The sequence below is a fragment of the uncultured Acidovorax sp. genome (assembly GCF_964021665.1).
Classification (GTDB): domain Bacteria; phylum Pseudomonadota; class Gammaproteobacteria; order Burkholderiales; family Burkholderiaceae_C; genus Acidovorax; species Acidovorax temperans.
On sequence record NZ_CAXIAK010000002.1, the window covers coordinates 21,986 to 40,921 of the forward strand.

The 18,936-nt window shown below is 62.9% G+C and carries 17 protein-coding genes; 12 read left to right on the forward strand and 5 right to left on the reverse strand.

Annotation, left to right across the window (positions count from 1 at the left end; translation table 11 throughout):
• Window positions 1-101: 101 nt before the first annotated feature.
• Window positions 102-1,577 carry a chromosomal replication initiator protein DnaA gene (gene dnaA, locus AADJ04_RS00620; RefSeq protein ID WP_341238401.1) on the reverse strand — a complete coding sequence of 492 codons (1,476 nt, stop codon included), beginning with the start codon at window positions 1,575-1,577 and terminating at the stop codon, window positions 102-104.
• 420 nt (window positions 1,578-1,997) lie between these two features.
• On the opposite strand from dnaA, the gene rpmH reads away from it, so the two are divergent.
• The 7 genes from rpmH to AADJ04_RS00655 all read left to right on the forward strand — a co-directional run bounded on the left by rpmH (window position 1,998) and on the right by AADJ04_RS00655 (window position 7,868).
• Window positions 1,998-2,132, forward strand: coding sequence for a 50S ribosomal protein L34 (gene rpmH / locus AADJ04_RS00625; RefSeq protein WP_005798102.1), 135 nt, complete (start codon window positions 1,998-2,000; stop codon window positions 2,130-2,132).
• Window positions 2,133-2,195: 63 nt separating this feature from the next.
• Window positions 2,196-2,684 (forward strand): ribonuclease P protein component, encoded by a 489-nt coding sequence (locus AADJ04_RS00630; protein ID WP_341238402.1) that lies wholly within the window; start codon window positions 2,196-2,198, stop codon window positions 2,682-2,684.
• Window positions 2,681-2,974: a membrane protein insertion efficiency factor YidD gene (gene yidD / locus AADJ04_RS00635; RefSeq protein WP_084601360.1), complete on the forward strand. Its 294-nt coding sequence runs from the start codon at window positions 2,681-2,683 to the stop codon at window positions 2,972-2,974. The genes AADJ04_RS00630 and yidD overlap by 4 nt, the downstream gene beginning before the upstream one ends.
• Window positions 2,971-4,674, forward strand: a complete 1,704-nt coding sequence (gene yidC / locus AADJ04_RS00640; protein ID WP_341238403.1) for a membrane protein insertase YidC — start codon at window positions 2,971-2,973, stop codon at window positions 4,672-4,674. Before yidD ends, yidC begins: the two co-directional genes overlap by 4 nt.
• 122 nt (window positions 4,675-4,796) lie before the next feature.
• A complete protein-coding gene (gene mnmE / locus AADJ04_RS00645) occupies window positions 4,797-6,224 on the forward strand; it encodes a tRNA uridine-5-carboxymethylaminomethyl(34) synthesis GTPase MnmE (RefSeq protein ID WP_341238404.1) in 1,428 nt (475 codons plus the stop codon).
• Window positions 6,225-6,308: 84 nt separating this feature from the next.
• Entirely contained in the window at window positions 6,309-6,800 is a 492-nt protein-coding gene (locus AADJ04_RS00650) for a cyclic nucleotide-binding domain-containing protein (protein ID WP_341238405.1), read from the forward strand.
• Between the two features lie 111 nt (window positions 6,801-6,911).
• A complete protein-coding gene (locus tag AADJ04_RS00655; protein WP_341238406.1) occupies window positions 6,912-7,868 on the forward strand; it encodes a hypothetical protein in 957 nt (318 codons plus the stop codon).
• A 92-nt stretch (window positions 7,869-7,960) separates the two neighbouring features.
• Here AADJ04_RS00655 and AADJ04_RS00660 read toward each other — a convergent pair whose 3' ends face one another.
• Window positions 7,961-8,263 (reverse strand): flagellar basal body protein, encoded by a 303-nt coding sequence (locus tag AADJ04_RS00660; protein WP_044399549.1) that lies wholly within the window; start codon window positions 8,261-8,263, stop codon window positions 7,961-7,963.
• Window positions 8,264-8,336: 73 nt separating this feature from the next.
• On the reverse strand, window positions 8,337-9,305 hold the full coding sequence (locus tag AADJ04_RS00665; RefSeq protein WP_341238407.1) for a LysR family transcriptional regulator: 969 nt from the start codon (window positions 9,303-9,305) through the stop codon (window positions 8,337-8,339).
• Window positions 9,306-9,426: 121 nt separating this feature from the next.
• On the opposite strand from AADJ04_RS00665, the gene AADJ04_RS00670 reads away from it, so the two are divergent.
• The 5 genes from AADJ04_RS00670 to AADJ04_RS00690 all read left to right on the forward strand — a co-directional run bounded on the left by AADJ04_RS00670 (window position 9,427) and on the right by AADJ04_RS00690 (window position 16,127).
• The gene (locus AADJ04_RS00670; protein ID WP_341238408.1) at window positions 9,427-10,782 is read left to right on the forward strand and encodes an aspartate aminotransferase family protein; all 1,356 of its coding nucleotides are present in this window, start codon (window positions 9,427-9,429) and stop codon (window positions 10,780-10,782) included.
• A gap of 68 nt (window positions 10,783-10,850) precedes the next feature.
• The gene (locus AADJ04_RS00675; RefSeq protein ID WP_341238409.1) at window positions 10,851-12,368 is read left to right on the forward strand and encodes a CoA-acylating methylmalonate-semialdehyde dehydrogenase; all 1,518 of its coding nucleotides are present in this window, start codon (window positions 10,851-10,853) and stop codon (window positions 12,366-12,368) included.
• A 312-nt stretch (window positions 12,369-12,680) separates the two neighbouring features.
• Window positions 12,681-14,996, forward strand: coding sequence for an NADP-dependent malic enzyme (locus AADJ04_RS00680; RefSeq protein WP_044395100.1), 2,316 nt, complete (start codon window positions 12,681-12,683; stop codon window positions 14,994-14,996).
• Between the two features lie 155 nt (window positions 14,997-15,151).
• Entirely contained in the window at window positions 15,152-15,562 is a 411-nt protein-coding gene (locus AADJ04_RS00685; RefSeq protein WP_044395099.1) for a ribonuclease, read from the forward strand.
• Window positions 15,563-15,701: 139 nt separating this feature from the next.
• Window positions 15,702-16,127, forward strand: coding sequence for a barstar family protein (locus AADJ04_RS00690; protein ID WP_044395098.1), 426 nt, complete (start codon window positions 15,702-15,704; stop codon window positions 16,125-16,127).
• Between the two features lie 475 nt (window positions 16,128-16,602).
• Here the strand turns inward: AADJ04_RS00690 and rsmA are convergent, their stop codons facing one another.
• Together rsmA and AADJ04_RS00700 are read right to left on the reverse strand one after the other, a co-directional pair.
• Window positions 16,603-17,379, reverse strand: coding sequence for a 16S rRNA (adenine(1518)-N(6)/adenine(1519)-N(6))-dimethyltransferase RsmA (gene rsmA, locus AADJ04_RS00695; protein ID WP_341238410.1), 777 nt, complete (start codon window positions 17,377-17,379; stop codon window positions 16,603-16,605).
• Window positions 17,380-17,497: 118 nt separating this feature from the next.
• Window positions 17,498-18,931 (reverse strand): peptidylprolyl isomerase, encoded by a 1,434-nt coding sequence (locus AADJ04_RS00700; RefSeq protein ID WP_341238411.1) that lies wholly within the window; start codon window positions 18,929-18,931, stop codon window positions 17,498-17,500.
• Between the last annotated feature and the right edge of the window lie 5 nt (window positions 18,932-18,936).

The following is an 18,936-nucleotide window of genomic DNA, read 5'->3' on the forward strand; positions in this document are numbered from 1 at the left end:
CAGCGGCGCCGGTCGCGCCTCCCCGTGCTGCACAGCACGCCATTTTGCCCTTGAACAGGGGCAGCAAAGTGTTTGTAGTGGGCGTGGTTTGCACGGAGGCGTCAGCCTTTGAGCGTCTGCTCCAGCACATGCAGCTGCTGATTCAGCTCTGTCAGCTGCTGGCGCTCCCCAGAAATCTTGCGAACCGCATGCAACACGGTGGTGTGGTCGCGCCCGCCGAACAATTCACCAATTTCTGGAAGGCTTTTTTGCGTCAGCTCCTTGGCCAAGTACATCGCAATCTGCCGGGGCCGCGCAATGCTGGCCGGGCGCTTCTTGCTGTACATGTCGGCGACCTTGATCTTGTAGTAGTCGGCCACCGTTTTCTGAATGTTTTCCACAGAAATTTGCCGGTTCTGAATGGACAGCAGATCTCTGAGCGCTTCGCGCGCCAGCTGGATCGAAATTTCCTTCTGGTTGAAGCGCGAATACGCCAGGATCTTGCGCAGCGCGCCTTCCAGTTCACGCACGTTCGAGCGCACGTTCTTGGCCACGAAGAAGGCGACTTCCTCGGGCATCTCCGTGCCTTCAACGCGCGCCTTGTTGATCAGGATGGCCACGCGCATTTCCAGCTCGGGCGGCTCAATCGCCACCGTCAGGCCCGAATCAAAGCGCGACACCAGCCGCTCGTGAATGTTGGCCAAGCCCTTCGGATACGTATCCGAAGTCATCACGATGTGGCTCTTTTTGGCCAGCAGGGCTTCAAAGGCGTTGAAGAACTCTTCCTGCGTGCGATCCTTGTTGGCAAAGAACTGCACGTCGTCGATCAGCAGCAGATCGAGCGAGTGGTAACGCTCTTTGAACTCGTCAAAGGTGCGGCGCTGGTAGGCCTTGACCACGTCGGACACGAACTGTTCGGCGTGGATGTAGAGGATCTTGGCGTCGGGCTTGTCTTGCAGCAGGCGGTTGCCCACAGCGTGCACCAAGTGGGTCTTGCCCAGGCCCACACCGCCGTAGATGAACAGGGGGTTGTACAGGTGCCCAGGCATGCCTGCGACGTGCATTGCTGCAGAGCGCGCCATGCGGTTGGCCGTGCCTTCCACCAGGGTTTCAAACGTGAGTGCGGGGTTCAGCCGGTTGCGGAAAGCGCCTGCGCTGCTGTCATCGCCGCCTCCATTGTTGGCCCCGGGCGTGCTTTGCCCGCCTTGTCCGTGGGTGGTGTCAGAGGCTTGGCTGGAGGATGGTGCTGCGCGCTGGTCTTGGGGCTGCGATGCCGGGCGCACGTAGGTGCGGGTGACGGCTTCGCGCTGGGCAATGGCCAGCTCCAGCGTGACTGGCTGGCCATACAAGCCTTCGAGCAATGCGGCGATGCGGCCTGCGTACTGGGCACGGATCCAGTCGAGTTTGAAACGGTTGGCCACCAGCAAGGTGACCTTGGAAAAATCTTCCGCCACCTGGGCCACCAGCGGCTTGATCCAGGTGTTGAATTGCTGCTCAGGAAGGTCTTGGGCCAGCTGTTCCACGCACGCCTGCCACAGGCCTTGTCCGGCATCTGAGCCTGAGGGTGCGTTGGGATTGCGGTGAGGTTCCTCGGTCATTGCAAGAAGTGTTTTTATTGTGGATAGGAGGAACGGGAAGAGGGGTGCGATTGTAGCTTGTCAAGGAGTTATCCACAATTTGCCGGGCGGTGACTTGGGGGCTGTGCTGCGGGGCTTTGTGGGCCATGTTGAGTCCGCGAAGGGCCTTCATGCGACGGCCAGCAGGTGCGGGAATCGAATGGAAATTCCACTGACCCCCTATGGCTGGAGGGAAGGAAAATTGCCAGGGGCATTGCCAGAACCCAAAGAGGCTGCGATAATTTTGGGTTTCCCTGAATGTGTTCAGGGTGATTTGACCCGGCGCGCCGTTATTTCTGCCCCAGAGGTCTGTGCACACCGCACTGCAATCGCAGCTGCCGGGCACGGGTTTGAGGGGGTTCAAGAGCAGCAGTCCGGAACTGAACCTCAAGGAATAGCAACATGAAACGTACTTACCAGCCTTCCAAGACCCGTCGCGCCCGCACCCACGGCTTCCTCGTTCGCATGAAGACCCGCGGTGGCCGCGCTGTGATCAACGCACGCCGCGCCAAGGGCCGCAAGCGCCTGGCTGTCTAAGGCCAAACCACCCACCGGCCTGCTCCCCGGTTTGTACCGTCAGGTCCTGAACGGGGTGCTCGCATGCAACGGCTGAAAACCCGTCCGCAGTTCCAGGCAGCCATGGCGGGGGGCACTGTCTCCCGTACAGCGCATTTTGCGTTGCACCGCCTGGCACTCACTGCCAGCGACGTGCCAGTGGTTTCCGCGCCACCTTCAGGGCCCGGTTCTTTGCTTCTAGAGCAAGGGCCGCAGGCCCTGTTTGCCGTTTCTGGCGTTTGGCTAGGCGCTATGGTGCCCAAGCGTTGGGCCCGCCGTGCCGTCACGCGCAACACCATCAAGCGGCAGATTTACGCGGTGGGTGCTTTGTTCGAAGCCCGTTTGCCGCAGGCCGCCCATGTGGTGCGCCTGCGCACGGCGTTTGATCGCAAGCAATTCGTCAGCGCCAGCTCGGACCAGCTCAAGCAGGCTGTGCGCGCTGAACTTTTGCAATTGTTTGGTCAGGCAGCCAAGCGTCCGCCGGTTGCTGGCAGCAGTGCACAGCGGGACACCACGGCAGAGACTGCGCCATGATGCGAGCCCTGCTGATCGGTGTGGTCAAAGGCTATCGGCTGATACTCAGCCCCTGGCTGGGATCTGCCTGCCGGTTTGAGCCCACCTGCTCAGCGTATTCTTTGCAAGCCTTGCAGCAGCATGGCGCTGCCGCTGGCAGTTACCTCACGCTGCGCAGGCTGGTACGCTGCCACCCCTGGTGTGACGGCGGCTGCGATCCCGTGCCTGCGGAATTACCGCGTGGCATGCGATTGTTTTCGCGGCTGAACCCTTCCAACACCCAACCATCTTCACCAAAGAAGTCTTCATGAACGACATTCGCCGCACCATCTTGTGGGTGATTTTTGGCTTTTCCATGGTTTTGCTGTGGGACAAATGGCAATTGCACAACGGCAACAAGGCCACATTCTTCCCGTCGCCTGCCGCGGTGGGAGCCGCAGCCCCGGCAGCCGGAGCCTCGGCGCCGCTGGCCGGTGCAGCCAGCGTGCCAGCTTCCACCGCGCCTGCAGTCGCGTCCATCGGCGCCTCGGCCGTTCCCGGAACGCCTGCGCCAGCAGCTCCTGCCGCGCGTGAAAAAATCGAAGTCACCACCGACGTCTACCGCTTGACGTTTGACGGCGAAGGCGGCTCGCTCACGCACGCTGAGTTGTTGAAGCACGCGGACATGACCGACAAGGCGAAGAACTTTGTGCTGTTTGACGAGAGCACACAGCGCGTCTACGTCGCACAAACGGGCCTGATCGGTGGCAGCTTCCCCACCCACAAAACGGTGATGACTGCCTTGCCTGGCCCCCGTGCTCTCAAGGACGGTGAAAACGAGCTGACCATTCGCTTTGAATCGCCTGAGCAAGGCGGCGTCAAGCTGGTCAAGACCTGGACGCTCAAGCGTGGCGCTTACGACATCGCCGTCAAGCATGAAGTGGTGAACGTGGGCAGCACCGCAGTTTCGCCCCAGCTGTATCTGCAACTGGTGCGCGATGGCAACAAGCCGCCAGGAGAGTCTTCGTTCTACTCCACCTTCACAGGCCCTGCGGTGTACACCGATGCCAAGAAGTACCAGAAGATCGAGTTCAAGGACATCGAAAACGGCAAGGTGGACATTCCCAAGGAGTCCCCCAACGGTTATGTAGCCATGGTGCAGCATTACTTCGCCAGCGCCTGGCTGTTGGCCGACGGCGTGCAACGTGAACTGTTCACCCGCAAGGTGAGCGATAACCTGTACTCGGTCGGCATGATCACGCCACTGGGCAACATCGACCCTGGCACGACCAAGGCGGTGGATGCCCGCCTGTTCGCCGGTCCGCAGATCGAGACCATGATGGAAAAGCTGTACCCCGGCCTGGAACTGGTCAAGGACTATGGCTGGCTGACCATTCTGGCCAAGCCGCTGTACTGGCTGCTGGACCAGCTTCACAAAGTGCTGGGCAACTGGGGCTGGGCGATCGTCGCGCTGGTGTTCCTGCTCAAGATCGCGTTCTACTGGCTCAATGCCAAGGCTTACGCCAGCATGGCCAAGATGAAGGCCATCAACCCCAAGATCATGGAGTTGCGTGAACGCCTGAAGGACAAGCCGCAGCAGATGCAGCAAGAGATGATGCGCATCTACCGTGAGGAGAAGGTCAACCCCATGGGGGGCTGCTTCCCGATCATGATCCAGATCCCGGTGTTCATCGCCTTGTACTGGGTGCTGCTGTCCAGCGTGGAAATGCGCAATGCGCCCTGGATTGGCTGGATCCACGACCTGTCGGCTCCCGATCCATTCTTCATCCTGCCTTTGCTGATGACGCTGTCGTCGCTGCTGCAGACCGCCCTGAACCCTGCGCCGCCGGACCCGATGCAGGCCAAGATGATGTGGTTCATGCCGCTGATCTTCAGCGTGATGTTCTTCTTCTTCCCCGCCGGCCTGGTGCTGTACTGGCTGACGAACAACATCCTGTCGATTGCCCAGCAGTGGATCATCAACACCCGCATGGGCGTGCCACCGCAGTTCAACCTGCCCAAGTTCAAGTGATCCTTTGTTGATCGCGAGAATGCGTTCTCAGAACCTCCAAGGCCGCGCAAGCGGCCTTTTTCATTCCCGAAGGGCCTGCCGTACCGCGATGGCAAGGGCCTGTCTTGTGTAAAGTGCCTGCCATGCTTGCCCGTCACGTTGATCCCATCGTCGCCATTGCCACCGCTCCCGGCCGGGGGGCGGTGGGCATTGTCCGCGTCTCTGGCAAAGGTTTGGAGCCTCTGGTGAAGGCGTTGTGCGGGCGAGCATTACGCCCGCGCGAGGCCACCTACCTGCCGTTTCGTGATGCGCAGGGGCAGGCCATAGACCAAGGGTTGGCGCTGTACTTTCCCGCCCCCCACTCCTACACGGGCGAGGACGTGCTGGAGTTGCAGGCCCATGGCGGGCCCGTGGTGCTCCAGTTGCTGCTGGCGCGCTGCCTGGAAGCAGCGCAAGGCACCGCGAGCGCAAGCCCGGTGCTGCCGGGGCTGCGCGTGGCGCAGCCAGGCGAGTTCACCGAACGGGCATTTTTGAACGACAAGATCGACCTGGCCCAGGCCGAGGCAATTGCCGACTTGATCGACGCCAGCACCGAGGCTGCAGCGCGCAGCGCCAGCCGGTCTTTGACCGGCGCGTTTTCGCACGAGATTCACGCACTGCGCGACGCCCTGATCCACCTGCGCATGCTGGTGGAGGCCACGCTGGACTTCCCGGAAGAAGACATTGATTTCCTGGAGAAAGCCGACGCCCGGGGACAGCTGGAGCGCCTGCAGGCCACATTGGCTCAAGTGCGCCAGCGTGCGCAACAAGGCGCGTTGCTGCGCGAGGGGATCAAAGTCGTCATTGCGGGCCAGCCGAACGCGGGCAAGAGTTCGCTGCTGAACGCGCTGGCGGGGGCTGAATTAGCCATCGTCACCCCCATCGCGGGCACGACCCGCGACAAGGTGCAGCAAACCATCCAGATCGAAGGCGTGCCGTTGCATGTGATTGACACAGCTGGCCTGCGCGACAGCGACGACGAGGTGGAGCGCATCGGCATTGCGAGGGCATGGTCAGAGATTGAGGGGGCAGACGCCGTTCTCTTCTTGCATGATTTGTCGCGCACGAACCAGCCTGACTATTTGGCTGCAGATGCGGCCGTGACGGCTTCCATGCAGCAAAAGATTCCTGCTTCCGTCCCGGTGATCGATGTGTGGAACAAGACCGATTGCACCAGTGCCGCCGTGGCGGATGCGGCTGGCTCTGGGGTTGTGAATCGACGTTCGGTTCGAATTTCTGCGCGTACGGGCGATGGTTTGGAAGCCCTGCGGCGCATACTTCTGGAAGTCGCTGGCTGGCAGTCGGCGCCTGAGGGGGTCTACATCGCGCGCGCGCGCCACGTGCAGGCGCTGGCGCAGGTGGACGCCCATTTGGCGCAAGCGTCAGCCCAGTTGCTCATTTCCTCGCCTGCCCTGGATTTACTGGCAGAAGAGTTGCGGCTGGCCCAGAACGCCTTGGGTGCGATCACCGGAGAGTTCTCCTCCGACGATCTGCTGGGCGTGATCTTCTCCAGCTTTTGTATTGGCAAGTAGCGCTCTCCACCGGGGAGCTTCTTTGTAAAGGGACGTAAGCGTTGCTTGTGTCTACGCTGTAACGCAGGTACTTTCAGACCCACTATGAATGCCCTAATGTCTACATCCCCTCGCGTTGATCTGCGCGGCCTGGTTGATGCCATCGCCCAAGCCAGCGCAGACGATGCCATGACCAACCCTCTGTCGCCTGCGCAGTGGGAGGTGGTTGCGCCTTACCTGCAGCCCACGGTGTTCCCGGCGAGCCACACCGTGTTCAGCCAGGGAGCGCAAGACCGCACCCTGTATCTGGTGGAAAGCGGCACCCTGAGCGTGCACTACCAGGACGAAAAAGAACGTTTGCGCCTGGCCGTGGTGGGCCCTGGCTCGGTGGTGGGCGAAGGTGCATTCTTCTCGCACCGCCCACGCTCTGCCACCGTGCAGACCAGCGCGCCGTGCAAGCTGTGGGCACTGCACGCCCTGCGCTTCACCGAGCTGGCCAACCGCCAGCCGGCCGTTGCTTTGGCGTTGACGATGGCGGTTGGGTCTGTTTTGGCCAAACGCCTGGGCAACCGCAAGCGCCGCGTTGCAGCCACCTGACATTAGCGACGCTGATGGCGTTGCTGCCAAGGCAAGGTAACCAAGCTGTCTGTACCCCCAGTTACACTCGCACCGGATTGATCACGAGCGCCCCTTCGAAGAAAGCAAGCCATGTCTCTGTTCAGTTGGTTCAGTCGCAAACCTGCACCACCCAAGGCCAAACCTCGCAGTGCGGGGGCTGAACCATCCGGTTTGTTGAATGCCGATGCCACCGTGCCTCTGGCTCCGGGGCGGCCAGGGCAGCCGCTGCTGCAGCCCGTCCCGCCAGAACATGCGGCCAACCGCAAGAACGAGCGCATGGAGCGGCGCGAATTGCTCTACACCGTGGTGCGCGATGCCATGGTGCGTGCAGGCGTGCTGTCGGCCAGCTACAAGTTCAAGGTCTTGTCGCTGGATCAGCGGGGTCGCCAGTTTCTGGTGATGATGGATTTGGCCCGCGAGTACGGCGGTGAGACTGCCCGTTTGAGCGAGATCGAGGCGCTGATCGCCCAGACGGCCAAGACCCGTTATGACATTCTGGTCACTGCGGTCTATTGGCGCATCAATGACCATGTGGCCGTCGGCCTGCCGCAAAAGGGTATCACCCCCACGCCGGTGCCGTCTGCTGCCGCGCCGCAAGGGGTCGTTCGCAAGCCGGTGCCAGCGCCCGTCCCTGCAGCACCCGCACCGGTGGCCGCGCCAGCATCGTCGCTGCTGTTTCCGGCCGAGCCCGCTGCCCGTTTCCCCACCACGCCCACGGCGCTTGGCCGTACGCCCTCGGGCACCACTGCGCCCGCCCCGCTGCTGCCCGCGTCCAATACCGGTCCTGCTCCTTTGGCGCCCGCCAGTGCGCCAGCGCGGTTTGAGCCGATCGAGGCTGACGAGGTGGCCGCCTTCAAACGGGCATTGGCTGACGCTGCAGGCCGTGCGCCAGTAGCGCCTGCGGCCGCTGCGCGCCCTGGTGTGGCCGTACGCTCAGGCCCCTTGCTGCCTCCGTCCCATTCCACTGATTTTGCAGACACGGAGATGCCAGGATCGGATGGGCAGAGTACCGCGCTGAGCACTACCCAGTACGGTGAGTTGAACTGAACGGTTGCGTTCCTTGCCTGCTGTGCCAGTAAAAAAGGGAGCCCACGGGCTCCCTTTTTTATTAGTCGTGCTTCAGTGATGTGGCGAGGTGCTCAAGCCTTGGTGTCGAGCAACGCGCCCATCATCCGGTCATTGGTCTTGAGCACTTGCACATTGGCCTTGAAGGCATAAGTAGCGGCCATCTGCTCAACCGCATCCTGTTCCAGGGCTGAGCCTTCCTGCGGCGACCGCTGCACGCTGGCTTGCACGCCAGCGCCGCCAGGGCTTTCGGTTTGCTCAACCACCTGGCGGCGAAAGCCGGGCGTGTTCAGGTTGGCGACGTTGTGTGCCGACGCATCCAGCCGCAACTGTGCTGCCTGCAGGCCAGAATTGCCAATCGATGAAAGACTTGCCACGGTGTGACTCGCAAAGGGTGTATAGAACCTGGATTGTCCGCCCCCTCACGGGCGCTGGCAAGCGGCTGCTGCACTAGCGCTGAGCGGCATGGGCACGGGCCAGGCAGTCCTGAAATGCTTGCGTGGCCCGCGAGGGGGTGGGAGAGCGCCGCACCATGCTCACGAACTTGCACTCGTAATGGAACTGGTCGGGCTGCACGGCCTGCATGCGGCCGGTGCGCTCAAAAGCTTCTGCGTAATGGTCTGGCAGAAAGCCGAGAAAACGGCCCGACAGGATCAGCGTGGCAATCGACTCCTGGTCAAACCCGGTGGCGGTGCGGGTCAGTTCTGCGCGGTGGCTCAGCTCCATGTTGGGCGAGTGGTAGCCCAGCCCCGCAAACGGATAGCTGCGCAGGCTGTCCCAATCCAGGGCCGGATGTTGCGCGCCATACAGGGGGTGGCCCGCACCGCAATACAGCAGCATGGTTTCGGTGAACAGGTCGGTGTAGATCAGGCTTTGGGAGCTGCGGTGGGCCGGGATGATGCCCACGTGGTAGCTGCCGTCCATCACGCCCCGCTCAATGGTGTTGATGGAGCCCACATGCAATTGCAGGTTGACCCCCGGTGCCTGCTCGGCAAAGGCCGCAATCGCTTCACTGATGCGCGCGGCCGGGTTGCTGGCGGTTTTGTCAAACACCGCTACCGCCAGTTGCCCCCCCATGCGCGAATGGATGTCGTCGATGCTGCTGCGAAAAGCGTCCACCGCGCTGAGCAGGCGCAGGGTCTCGTCGTACACCCGCTGGCCCTCGGCTGTCAGGGCAAACCCCGCGCGCCCGCGCCGGCACAGCGTCAGGCCCAGCCGCGTTTCCAGGTCTTTCATGTGGCGGCTTACGGTGCTGGTGCCAATGTTCAATTCCAGCTCGGCCGCAGCCATGCCGCCGCACTCGGCCACGCTTTTGAAGACCTGCAGCAGGCGCAGGTCCATGTCGCTGAGCTGGCCCAGCACGGCGCGGTGTTTGGCGGGGGCTGCCACGGGCAGTGCGGTCGGGGTTTTTACTTGCATAAATCCTCAAGTAAACATGGATATTGCTTCATTTGAGAGATTAACACCGCCCCCAACAATGGCGCTTCGTGACCACCGTGTCCGACCGTTTCTATTGCCAGGATATTGCCAGGAGAGAGCCATGAGCTTCGCCGTCACCGACCCTACCCCCACAGCCCCCGTGCGCACCGACGCCGCCTGGCTAGACGCCCACTGGATGCCCTACACCGGCAACCGCCAGTTCAAGGCCAACCCGCGCATGATCGTGGAGGGCAGCGGTGCCTACTACACCGACTCCGAAGGCCGCAAGATTTTTGACGGCCTCTCGGGCCTGTGGTGCGCGGGCCTGGGCCATGGCCGCCGCGAGATCGCCGAGGCCATTGGCAAGCAGGCGATGAAGCTCGATTACGCGCCCGCCTTCCAGTTTGGCCACCCGCTGTCGTTTGAGCTGGCCAACCGCGTCAAAGAGCTGACGCCTGCGGGTCTGGACTATGTGTTCTTCACCGGCTCGGGCTCCGAGTCGGCCGACACGTCTCTCAAGATGGCGCGCGCCTACTGGCGCGCCAAGGGCCAGGGCACCAAGACGCGCCTGATCGGCCGCGAAAAGGGCTACCACGGCGTGAACTTCGGCGGCATCTCGGTGGGCGGCATCGTGGCCAACCGCAAGCTGTTTGGCCAGGGCGTGGAGGCCGACCACCTGCCCCACACCCAGCCGCCCGCAGGTTCGTTCCACAAGGGCATGCCGCCCACGGGCAAGGAGCTGGCCGACCGCTTGCTGGAAGTGATCGGGCTGCACGACGCCAGCAACATCGCTGCCGTGATCGTCGAGCCCTTCTCCGGCTCGGCCGGCGTGGTGATTCCGCCCGTGGGCTACCTGCAGCGTCTGCGCGAGATCTGCACGCAAAACAACATCTTGCTGATTTTTGATGAGGTGATCAGTGGTTTTGGCCGCTCGGGTGCGTTCACCGGGGCTGAGGCTTTTGGCGTGACGCCTGACATCCTGAACTTTGCCAAGCAGGTCACCAACGGCGCGCAGCCCCTGGGTGGCGTGATTGCCAGCAAGGAGATCTACGACACCTTTATGGCGGCAGGCGGCCCCGAGTACATGCTCGAATTCCCGCACGGCTATACCTACTCAGCCCACCCCGTGGCGTGCGCTGCAGGCATTGCGGCGCTCGACATCCTGCAAAAGGAAGACATGATCGGCCGCGTCAAGGCGCTGGCCCCGTACTTTGAGAACGCCGTGCACAGCTTGAAGGGCGCCAAGCATGTGGCCGACATCCGCAACTTTGGCCTGGCTGCTGGCTTCACCATCGCAGCGCTTCCCGGCGAGCCTGCCCGCCGCCCTTATGAAATTGCCATGAACTGCTGGAAGAAGGGCTTTTACGTGCGCTACGGTGGCGACACCATCCAGCTGGCGCCACCGTTCATCAGCACCCAGGCCGAAATCGACCGCCTGGTCAGCGCCCTGGGCGACGCCCTGCACGAAACCGCCTGAACTCCTGATTTGATAGCTGCTGGCGCTTGATAGATAAGCGCCAGAGGCAATTTTTACTTGAAATCACTATGAACCACGACAAGAACGTCACCAACACCATTGGCCACCTGATCGACGGCAAGCTCGTTGCAGACACTGAGCGCACGCAACCCGTGTTCAACCCCGCCACCGGCCAGTCGACCACCAGTGTGGCGCTGGCGAGCAAGGCCACGGTGGAGGCCGCGATTGCCTCTGCCGAGGCCGCTTTCCCCGCCTGGCGCAACACGCCTCCGCTCAAGCGTGCGCGGGTGATGAGCAAGCTGAAGGTGCTGCTGGAAGAAAACGCGGAAAAGATCGCCGCCCTGATCACCGCCGAGCACGGCAAGGTGCTGGCCGATGCACATGGCGAGCTGCAGCGCGGCATTGAAAACGTGGAATACGCCAGCTACGCGCCCGAGCTGCTCAAGGGCGAGCACAGCCGCAATGTGGGCCCCAGCATCGACTCGTGGAGCGAATTCCAGGCGCTGGGGGTGACGGCAGGCATCACGCCGTTCAACTTCCCGGCAATGGTGCCGCTGTGGATGTGGCCCATGGCCGTGGCCTGTGGCAACACGTTCGTGCTCAAGCCGTCGGAGCGCGACCCCTCCTCCACGCTGTTCATTGCCCAGCTCGCGTTGGAAGCGGGCCTGCCGCCCGGCGTGCTCAACGTGGTCAACGGCGACAAGCTGGCCGTGGACACGCTGCTGCAAGACCCGCGCGTCAAGGCTGTGAGCTTTGTGGGCTCCACCCCCATTGCCGAATACATCTACAGCGAAGGTTGCAAGCACGGCAAGCGCGTGCAGGCCCTGGGTGGCGCCAAGAACCACGCCGTGCTCATGCCCGACGCCGATGTGGACAACGCCGTGAGCGCCCTGATGGGTGCAGCGTACGGATCGTGCGGCGAGCGCTGCATGGCCATCCCGCTGCTGGTGGCCGTGGGCGACGCGGTGGGTGACGCCGTGATCGCGGGCCTCAAAACCGAGATCGCCAAGATGAAGGTGGGCCCCGGCACCGACAACAGAAACGACATGGGCCCGCTGGTCACCAAGCCGCACTTCGAGAAGGTGAAGGCCTATGTGGACAGCGGCGTGGCCGAAGGCGCCACGCTGGTCGTGGACGGCCGTGGCGTGAAGGTGGCGGGCCACGAGGAAGGCTACTTCCTGGGCGCCTGCCTGTTCGACAACGTCAAGCCCGGCATGAAGATCTACCAGGAAGAAATCTTCGGCCCCGTGCTGGGCGTGGTGCGCGTGAAAACACTGCAGGAAGCCATGCAGCTGATCAACGACCACGAATACGGCAACGGCACCTGCATCTTTACGCGCGACGGCGAAGCTGCCCGCTACTTCACCGACCACATCCAGGTCGGCATGGTGGGCGTGAACGTGCCCCTGCCGGTGCCCGTGGCCTACCACTCGTTCGGCGGCTGGAAGCGCAGCCTGTTCGGCGACCTACACGCCTACGGGCCGGACGCCGTGCGCTTCTACACCAAGCGCAAGACGATCACCCAGCGCTGGCCCTCGGCGGGCGTGCGCGAAGGCGCGGTGTTCAGCTTCCCCAGCAGCCGCTGAGCACGCTGGTCGCCAGCACGAACGGCCCCTCGCGGGCCGTTTTTTCATGGCTGATTGGTGGGGCGCTGGGGCCCTATGCGCTGGCGGCGGCGGTCCATAGCTTTTATGCATTGGCCCCACCCGAAAACCCGCCTGCACAGGAGCACAATGCGTGCCCTGCCCTTTGAGCTGGCGCTAACCCCGTAAGCAGATACGCTTACTAGGGTTTTCACGTAACGACGCCTACAATCGCAGACCCTTACAGAGCTGACAGCCTTCGCCGGGCATGTGTCCGGTGGTTGCTGCGCCTTATCCCCAAGCTGGAGACACTGCATGCCCGAGAACACCACGGCCCAGAACAACAACCCAGACAAACGTGCCCAGCTGCGCCGCGCGGCACTCGAATACCACGAGTTCCCCAAGCCCGGCAAGATCGCCATCGCTGCCACCAAGCAGATGGTTAACCAGCACGATCTGGCACTGGCCTACTCGCCGGGTGTCGCAGCGCCGTGTGAAGAAATTGTCAAGGACCCCAACGCCGCCTTCAAGTACACCAGCCGCGGCAACTTGGTGGGCGTGGTCACCAATGGCACTGCCGTGCTGGGGCTGGGCGACATTGGCCCGCTGGCCGGCAAGCCAGTGATGGAGGGCAAGGGCGTTCTGTTCAAGAAGTTCTCGGGTATCGATGTGTTCGACATCGAAATCAACGAGAAGGACCCCGAAAAGCTGGTCGAAATCATCGCCAGCCTGGAGCCCACGTTCGGTGGCATCAACCTCGAAGACATCAAGGCCCCCGACTGCTTCTACATCGAACGCAAGCTGCGCGAGCGCATGAAGATTCCGGTCTTCCACGACGACCAGCACGGTACCGCCATCGTGGTGGGTGCGGCCATCCTCAACGGCCTGAAGGTCGCGGGCAAAGACCCCAAGAAAGTGAAACTGGTCACTTCGGGCGCTGGCGCAGCCGCCCTGGCCTGCCTGGGCTTGCTGGTCAAGCTGGGCATTCCGCGTGAAAACATCTGGGTGACCGATCTGGCGGGTGTGGTGTACGAAGGCCGCACCGAGCTGATGGACGAGGACAAGCGCCAGTTTGCGCAAAAAACCGACCTGCGCACCCTGAGTGAAGTGATCGACGGTGCCGATGTGTTCCTCGGCCTGTCTGCGGGTGGCGTGCTCAAGCAGGACATGGTCAAGAAAATGGCCACGCGCCCCCTGATCTTCGCCCTGGCCAACCCGAATCCAGAAATCCAGCCTGAAGACGTGAAGGCCGTGCGCGACGACGCCATCATCGCCACGGGCCGCACGGACTACCCCAACCAGGTCAACAACGTCCTGTGTTTCCCGTACATCTTCCGCGGCGCACTCGACAGCGGCGCCACCACCATCACGCTGGAGATGGAAATTGCCGCCGTGCACGCCATCGCCGAGCTGGCCCAGGCCGAGCAAAGCGAAGTGGTGGCAGCCGCCTACGTGGGCGAGCCCCTGGCGTTTGGCCCCGAATACCTCATCCCCAAGCCGTTTGACCCGCGCCTGATGATGATGATTGCCCCGGCCGTGGCCCAGGCGGCTGCCGACAGCGGTGTGGCGCTGCGCCCCATCGCCGACATGGACGCTTACCGCGAGCATCTGCAGACCTTCGTGTATGCCTCCGGCACCACGATGAAGCCCATCTTCACCGCCGCCAAGAGCGCCGCCAAAAAGCGTGTGGCCTATGCCGAGGGCGAGGAAGAGCGCGTTCTGCGCGCCGCGCAAATCGTGGTGGACGAAAAAATTGCCCGCCCCACGCTGATTGGCCGCCCCAAGGTAATCGCCGAGCGCGTCGAAAAATTTGGCCTGCGCCTGCAGGAAGGGCGCGACTACGACGTGGTCAACGTCGAGAACGACCACCGCTACCGCGATTTCTGGCAAACCTACCACCGCATGACCGAACGCAAGGGCGTCACGGTGCCGATTGCCAAGATCGAAATGCGCCGCCGCCTGTCACTGATCGGTGCCATGCTGCTGCACAAGGGCGAGGTCGATGGCCTGATCGCCGGTACCTGGGGCCACACCAGCCTGCATTTGAACTACATCGATCAGGTGATTGGCAAGCGCGCAGGCGTGACCACCTACGCCTGCATGAACGGCCTGATGCTGCCTGACCGCCAGGTCTTCCTGGTCGATACGCACGTCAACTATGACCCCACCGCCGAGCAGCTGGCCGAAATCACCGTGATGGCAGCCGAGGAAATGATGCGCTTCGGTATCAAGCCTAAGGCGGCACTGCTGTCGCACTCCAACTTCGGCTCCAGCAACCAGCCAAGCGCCGTCAAGATGCGCCAGACGCTGGAACTGCTGCGTGTGCAGGCCCCCTGGCTGGAAGTGGATGGCGAGATGCACGGCGACGTGGCGCTGGACAGCAAGGCCCGCGCGGCGCTCATGCCCAACAGCGACCTGATTGGCGATGCCAACCTGCTGGTGCTGCCCAACATCGACGCGGCCAACATCTCCTACAACCTGCTCAAGACCGCGGCGGGCGGCAACATCGCCATTGGCCCCGTGCTGCTGGGTGCCGCACAGCCCGTGCACATTCTCACCGCCAGCACCACGGTGCGCCGGATCGTGAATATGACGGCTTTGACCGTTGCGGACGCCAACGCGTCGCGATAACGCATTAAAAGATAGTAAAGACCAACTTTGTTTGGTCTTGCCCCCTGCAGCGCCTGCCCAATATTTGGGCAGGCGCTTGCTTTTTGGGGGGTATTGCGTCACACTACGGTCTCGAAATTTCGGGGTTTACCCGTGGTTTCTGAAAGGTGTCGTTGATGCTGAAGGCTATTGCCGCACGGGTTCGCAAGGCTGGAGTTTTGTGGGTTCTTGGTGCTGCGTTTGTGTTGGCTCCGGTGGCGGGTCAGGCCCGCCAAAATCCGTCGGATGCTGGTTCGCTCTCCTCCATTGCGTTGGCCGATCTGCCTGCACAAGGGAGGGCCACCTATGCCCTCATCCACGAGGGTGGGCCCTTTCCCTACGAGAAAGACGGCACAGTGTTTGGTAACCGCGAACGCATCTTGCCGGCACAAAAGCGCGGTTATTACCGCGAGTACACCGTCAAAACGCCAGGTGCGCGTAACCGGGGTGCACGCCGCATAGTGTGTGGAGGCCAGCAGCCCCGGATGCCGGACGCCTGCTACTACACCAGCGACCACTATGCCAGTTTCCGCGTGATCGTCAATTGACCCTCCCCCGCAGCGGTGTGTGCCAGCCAGTTTTTGGCGGTGCGCGGCGTGACCTTTGATTTCCCCCGACCGCCAGGTGCCTGCACGGCTTTGCGGAATGCCAGAAGTTTGTGGACTTTATTAAGAAAGAGTAGCGGAGATGCAAACGCCACTTCGTAAAGACCTGGAAACGCCCCTGCGTGGCGTGCGACCCAACATCGTGCAGTCGATTCGCGCCTTTCGCGTGCAAGACCTGCAGGATGCCGCCACTTCCATCGGTCACCATTTTCTGTATGCCAATTTGGCCCATGCACAGACCAAGCAGGATGTGCTGGACCTGATTGCCACGCAGTTCACCTTTCCAGCGCACTTTGGCAAGAACTTTGATGCGTTGTATGACTGCATGACAGACCCTTTGCACAAATCGGGCCCGCAGCCTGGTTTCATCGTGGTGCTGGAACAGATTCCTACGACCGCCAAGTTCGACAAGGAAGCGCGCGAGCAGCTGCTGGACATCTTCCGCGACGCGGCGGACTACTGGAGCGACCGGAAAATTCCCTTCCGGTGTTTCTATTCTTTTCTGTAGCCCGTTCTGCATCCAACAGCCAGGCAGAACGGGCGAACGAGGCTAGTGAAGCACCCAAGGTCCAACGGATTGAAATTGCAGCAGAGCCCGAAGAGAAGATGCCTACCGACAAACTGGTCGATGTGTCGCCCCTGGCATTGCGCATGAGCAGTCCGTTCAATGCGGGGTATTGGCTGAGCGCAGCCTGAATTTGGTACTTCCCCCTGAGGCGCTTTGCGCCTTCCCCCTTCTCTCTGCGCGCTTCGCGCTCCGGGAAGGGGGACGATGCCCTCGCTGCGGGGCGGCCCTTGCTTGGCATCACTGAACCCGCCTTGCTGAGTGCACTGGGGGCTCAGTGCCGGTGTCCTTCTTTGGCATTGCGCTTGCCAAAACCCTGGCCCAATGCGACTGGTGTCTGAGGTCGCACCTGTTTTAGTCAAATATGCCACTAGCGCTTATCCTTCAAGCGCTAGCAGCTATCAATTTAAGAGCAAATTCACGCCTGCTGCGCCAGTGCCACGTATTCGTCCACAGGCACTTCTTCGGCGCGGCGTTGCGTGTCGAAGGTTCCGGTGAACTGGCGCTCTTCCAGCCAGCGGCCCAGGGTGTGGCGCAGCAGCTTGCGGCGCTGGCTGAAGGCGACTTGCACCAGTTCTTCCAGCAGCGCGACGTTCACCGGCGCGGGTGCCTCGCGCGGCACCATGCGCACCACTGCGCTGTCCACGCGCGGGGGCGGGTCGAAGCTCTCTGGCGGCACGAACAGCACGTTTTCCATCGCGTAGCGCCACTGCAGCATCACCGACAGCCGGCCGTAGTCGCCCGTGGCGGGGCTGGCCACCATGCGGTCGATCACTTCCTTTTGCAGCATGAAGTGCTGGTCCTGGATGGCGTCCACATGCTCCAGCAAGTGGAACAGGATGGGTGTGGAGATGTTGTACGGCAGATTGCCCACCACGCGCAGGCGCAGGGTCGGTTGGTTCAGGCGCTCGCGAAAGGTTTGGGCGAGCGCGGTGAAATCGACCTTGAGTACATCCGACTCGATCACATCCAACTGCCCGTGCGAACGCAGCCGCGCAGCCAGATCCCGATCCAGCTCGATCACGGTGAGGCGGCCAAGGCGTTCCACCAGGGGCTGCGTGAGGGCGGCAAGACCGGGGCCGATCTCGACCATGGGGTCGCCCGGCTGGGGGGCAATCTCCTGGACGATGCCGTCGATGATGCCCTGGTCGGACAGGAAGTGCTGCCCGAAGCGCTTGCGTGGGATGTGTTTCATGGTTTTGTCGCCGGGCTGTCCCAAGGCAAAAACCAGCCCCAGGCACTCGCAAAGCGCAGGGAACGCCTGCGTGTGGGGGCATGGAGCCACACGCAGTGGGCGACAGTGGGGGTCACGTTCATTGGGGGGGCTCGCGGTATTCCACGTAGGCGCGGCCACGCAGTTCCTGCGCCCAGGTGGCGTAGGCTTCTTCCAGCTTCTTCTCGCGCACGGCGTCGCGCATCATGTCGCGCTGCTCGCGCTGCTCGCGCTGGTTCAGCTTGGCCTCGCGGCGGTCCACCAGCTGGATCAGGTGCACGCCAAAGCGCGACACCAGGGGTTCGCTGATTTCACCGGGGCGCAGGGTGCTCAGGGCCTGTTCAAACTCAGGCACGTAGCGGCCGGGGTTGGCCCAGCCCAGGTCACCGCCCTGCTTGGCGCTGCCGTCTTGCGAATGTTCGCGTGCCAGCGTCGCAAAGTCGGCCTGACCGGCCTGGATGCGGCGGCGGTATTCGTTCAGGCGCTCTGCAGCCGCTGCTTCAGAGAGCTGGGGACCGGTGCGCAGCAGGATGTGGCGGGCGTTGGTCTGCACGACCGTAGGCCCGGAGCCCGCAGCGGAGCGTTCCACCACCTTGAGGATGTGGAACCCGGCGGGCGAGCGCACGGGGCCCACCACGCCGCCCACGGGCAGGTTCTGGGTGGAGGTGACGAACAGCTCGGGGTAGCGGTCGGTCGGCCGCAGGCCCAGCAGGCCGCCATCGCGTCGGCCTTCGGGGGCGTCGGAATATTCCCGGGCCACCTTGGCAAAGTCTTCGCCCGCGCGCACCTTGTCGGCCGCCTGCTGGGCGCGCGCCTGCCGCTCGGCCACCACGTCGGGGCTGGCGTCTTCGGGCACGCGCACCAGCACATGGGCCAGGTTGATTTCTGCCGCGCTGACTTCGCTGCCCTGCTGCTCGCGGATGAACTGGTCAATGTCGCGGTCGCTCACGCGAACCTTGGCGTCCACCTCGCGCTCGCGCACGCGCTGAAGCAGCAGCTGGTTGCGCAGCTCTTCACGGAAACGGTCGCGGTTCAGGCCTTCACTGACCAGGCGGCGTTGCAGCTCGCTCACCGTCAGGCCGTTTTGCTGGGCCACGGCCGCCTCGGCCTGGTTGACGGCGTAGTCGTCCACCTTGAGGTTCATTTCGCGGGCCAGTTGCAGCTGGACCTTTTCCTGAATGATGCGTTCCAGCACCTCGCGGGCGATCAGTTCGCGTGAGGGGCGGGGGGCGTTGCCACCCTGCTGTGCCAGTTGCTGCTCGATGCGGGCCACGCGCGAACGCACTTCGTAGTTGGTGACGGGCTCGGAGTTGACGATGGCCACGATGAAGTCGGCCGAGCGGGGGCCGGTGTCTGCCGCAGAAGGGGTGGGCAGTGCCAGGGGCGCCGTGCCGGCTGGCGCGGCGGCACCCGGGGTTTGTGCCAGGCCCTTGCTGGCTCCACTGGAGGGGCGCAGCCCCTGCGCCAAGGCGCTTTGGGATGCGAGGCAGGCCAGGCTGGCCGCCAGGGCCAAGGTCATCACGCGGTGGTTCATGGCTG

Bases quoted from the DNA above. Each gene is read 5' to 3' on its own strand.
- rsmA (WP_341238410.1), bottom strand. From the start codon at position 17,379: ATGAAACACATCCCACGCAAGCGCTTCGGGCAGCACTTCCTGTCCGAC.
- AADJ04_RS00680 (WP_044395100.1), top strand. From the start codon at position 12,681: ATGCCCGAGAACACCACGGCCCAGAACAACAACCCAGACAAACGTGCC.
- AADJ04_RS00665 (WP_341238407.1), bottom strand. From the start codon at position 9,305: ATGCAAGTAAAAACCCCGACCGCACTGCCCGTGGCAGCCCCCGCCAAA.
- AADJ04_RS00675 (WP_341238409.1), top strand. From the start codon at position 10,851: ATGAACCACGACAAGAACGTCACCAACACCATTGGCCACCTGATCGAC.
- AADJ04_RS00700 (WP_341238411.1), bottom strand. From the start codon at position 18,931: ATGAACCACCGCGTGATGACCTTGGCCCTGGCGGCCAGCCTGGCCTGC.
- yidC (WP_341238403.1), top strand. From the start codon at position 2,971: ATGAACGACATTCGCCGCACCATCTTGTGGGTGATTTTTGGCTTTTCC.
- AADJ04_RS00650 (WP_341238405.1), top strand. From the start codon at position 6,309: ATGAATGCCCTAATGTCTACATCCCCTCGCGTTGATCTGCGCGGCCTG.
- AADJ04_RS00655 (WP_341238406.1), top strand. From the start codon at position 6,912: ATGTCTCTGTTCAGTTGGTTCAGTCGCAAACCTGCACCACCCAAGGCC.
- mnmE (WP_341238404.1), top strand. From the start codon at position 4,797: ATGCTTGCCCGTCACGTTGATCCCATCGTCGCCATTGCCACCGCTCCC.
- AADJ04_RS00630 (WP_341238402.1), top strand. From the start codon at position 2,196: ATGCAACGGCTGAAAACCCGTCCGCAGTTCCAGGCAGCCATGGCGGGG.
- dnaA (WP_341238401.1), bottom strand. From the start codon at position 1,577: ATGACCGAGGAACCTCACCGCAATCCCAACGCACCCTCAGGCTCAGAT.
- AADJ04_RS00670 (WP_341238408.1), top strand. From the start codon at position 9,427: ATGAGCTTCGCCGTCACCGACCCTACCCCCACAGCCCCCGTGCGCACC.
- yidD (WP_084601360.1), top strand. From the start codon at position 2,681: ATGATGCGAGCCCTGCTGATCGGTGTGGTCAAAGGCTATCGGCTGATA.
- rpmH (WP_005798102.1), top strand. From the start codon at position 1,998: ATGAAACGTACTTACCAGCCTTCCAAGACCCGTCGCGCCCGCACCCAC.
- AADJ04_RS00685 (WP_044395099.1), top strand. From the start codon at position 15,152: ATGCTGAAGGCTATTGCCGCACGGGTTCGCAAGGCTGGAGTTTTGTGG.
- AADJ04_RS00690 (WP_044395098.1), top strand. From the start codon at position 15,702: ATGCAAACGCCACTTCGTAAAGACCTGGAAACGCCCCTGCGTGGCGTG.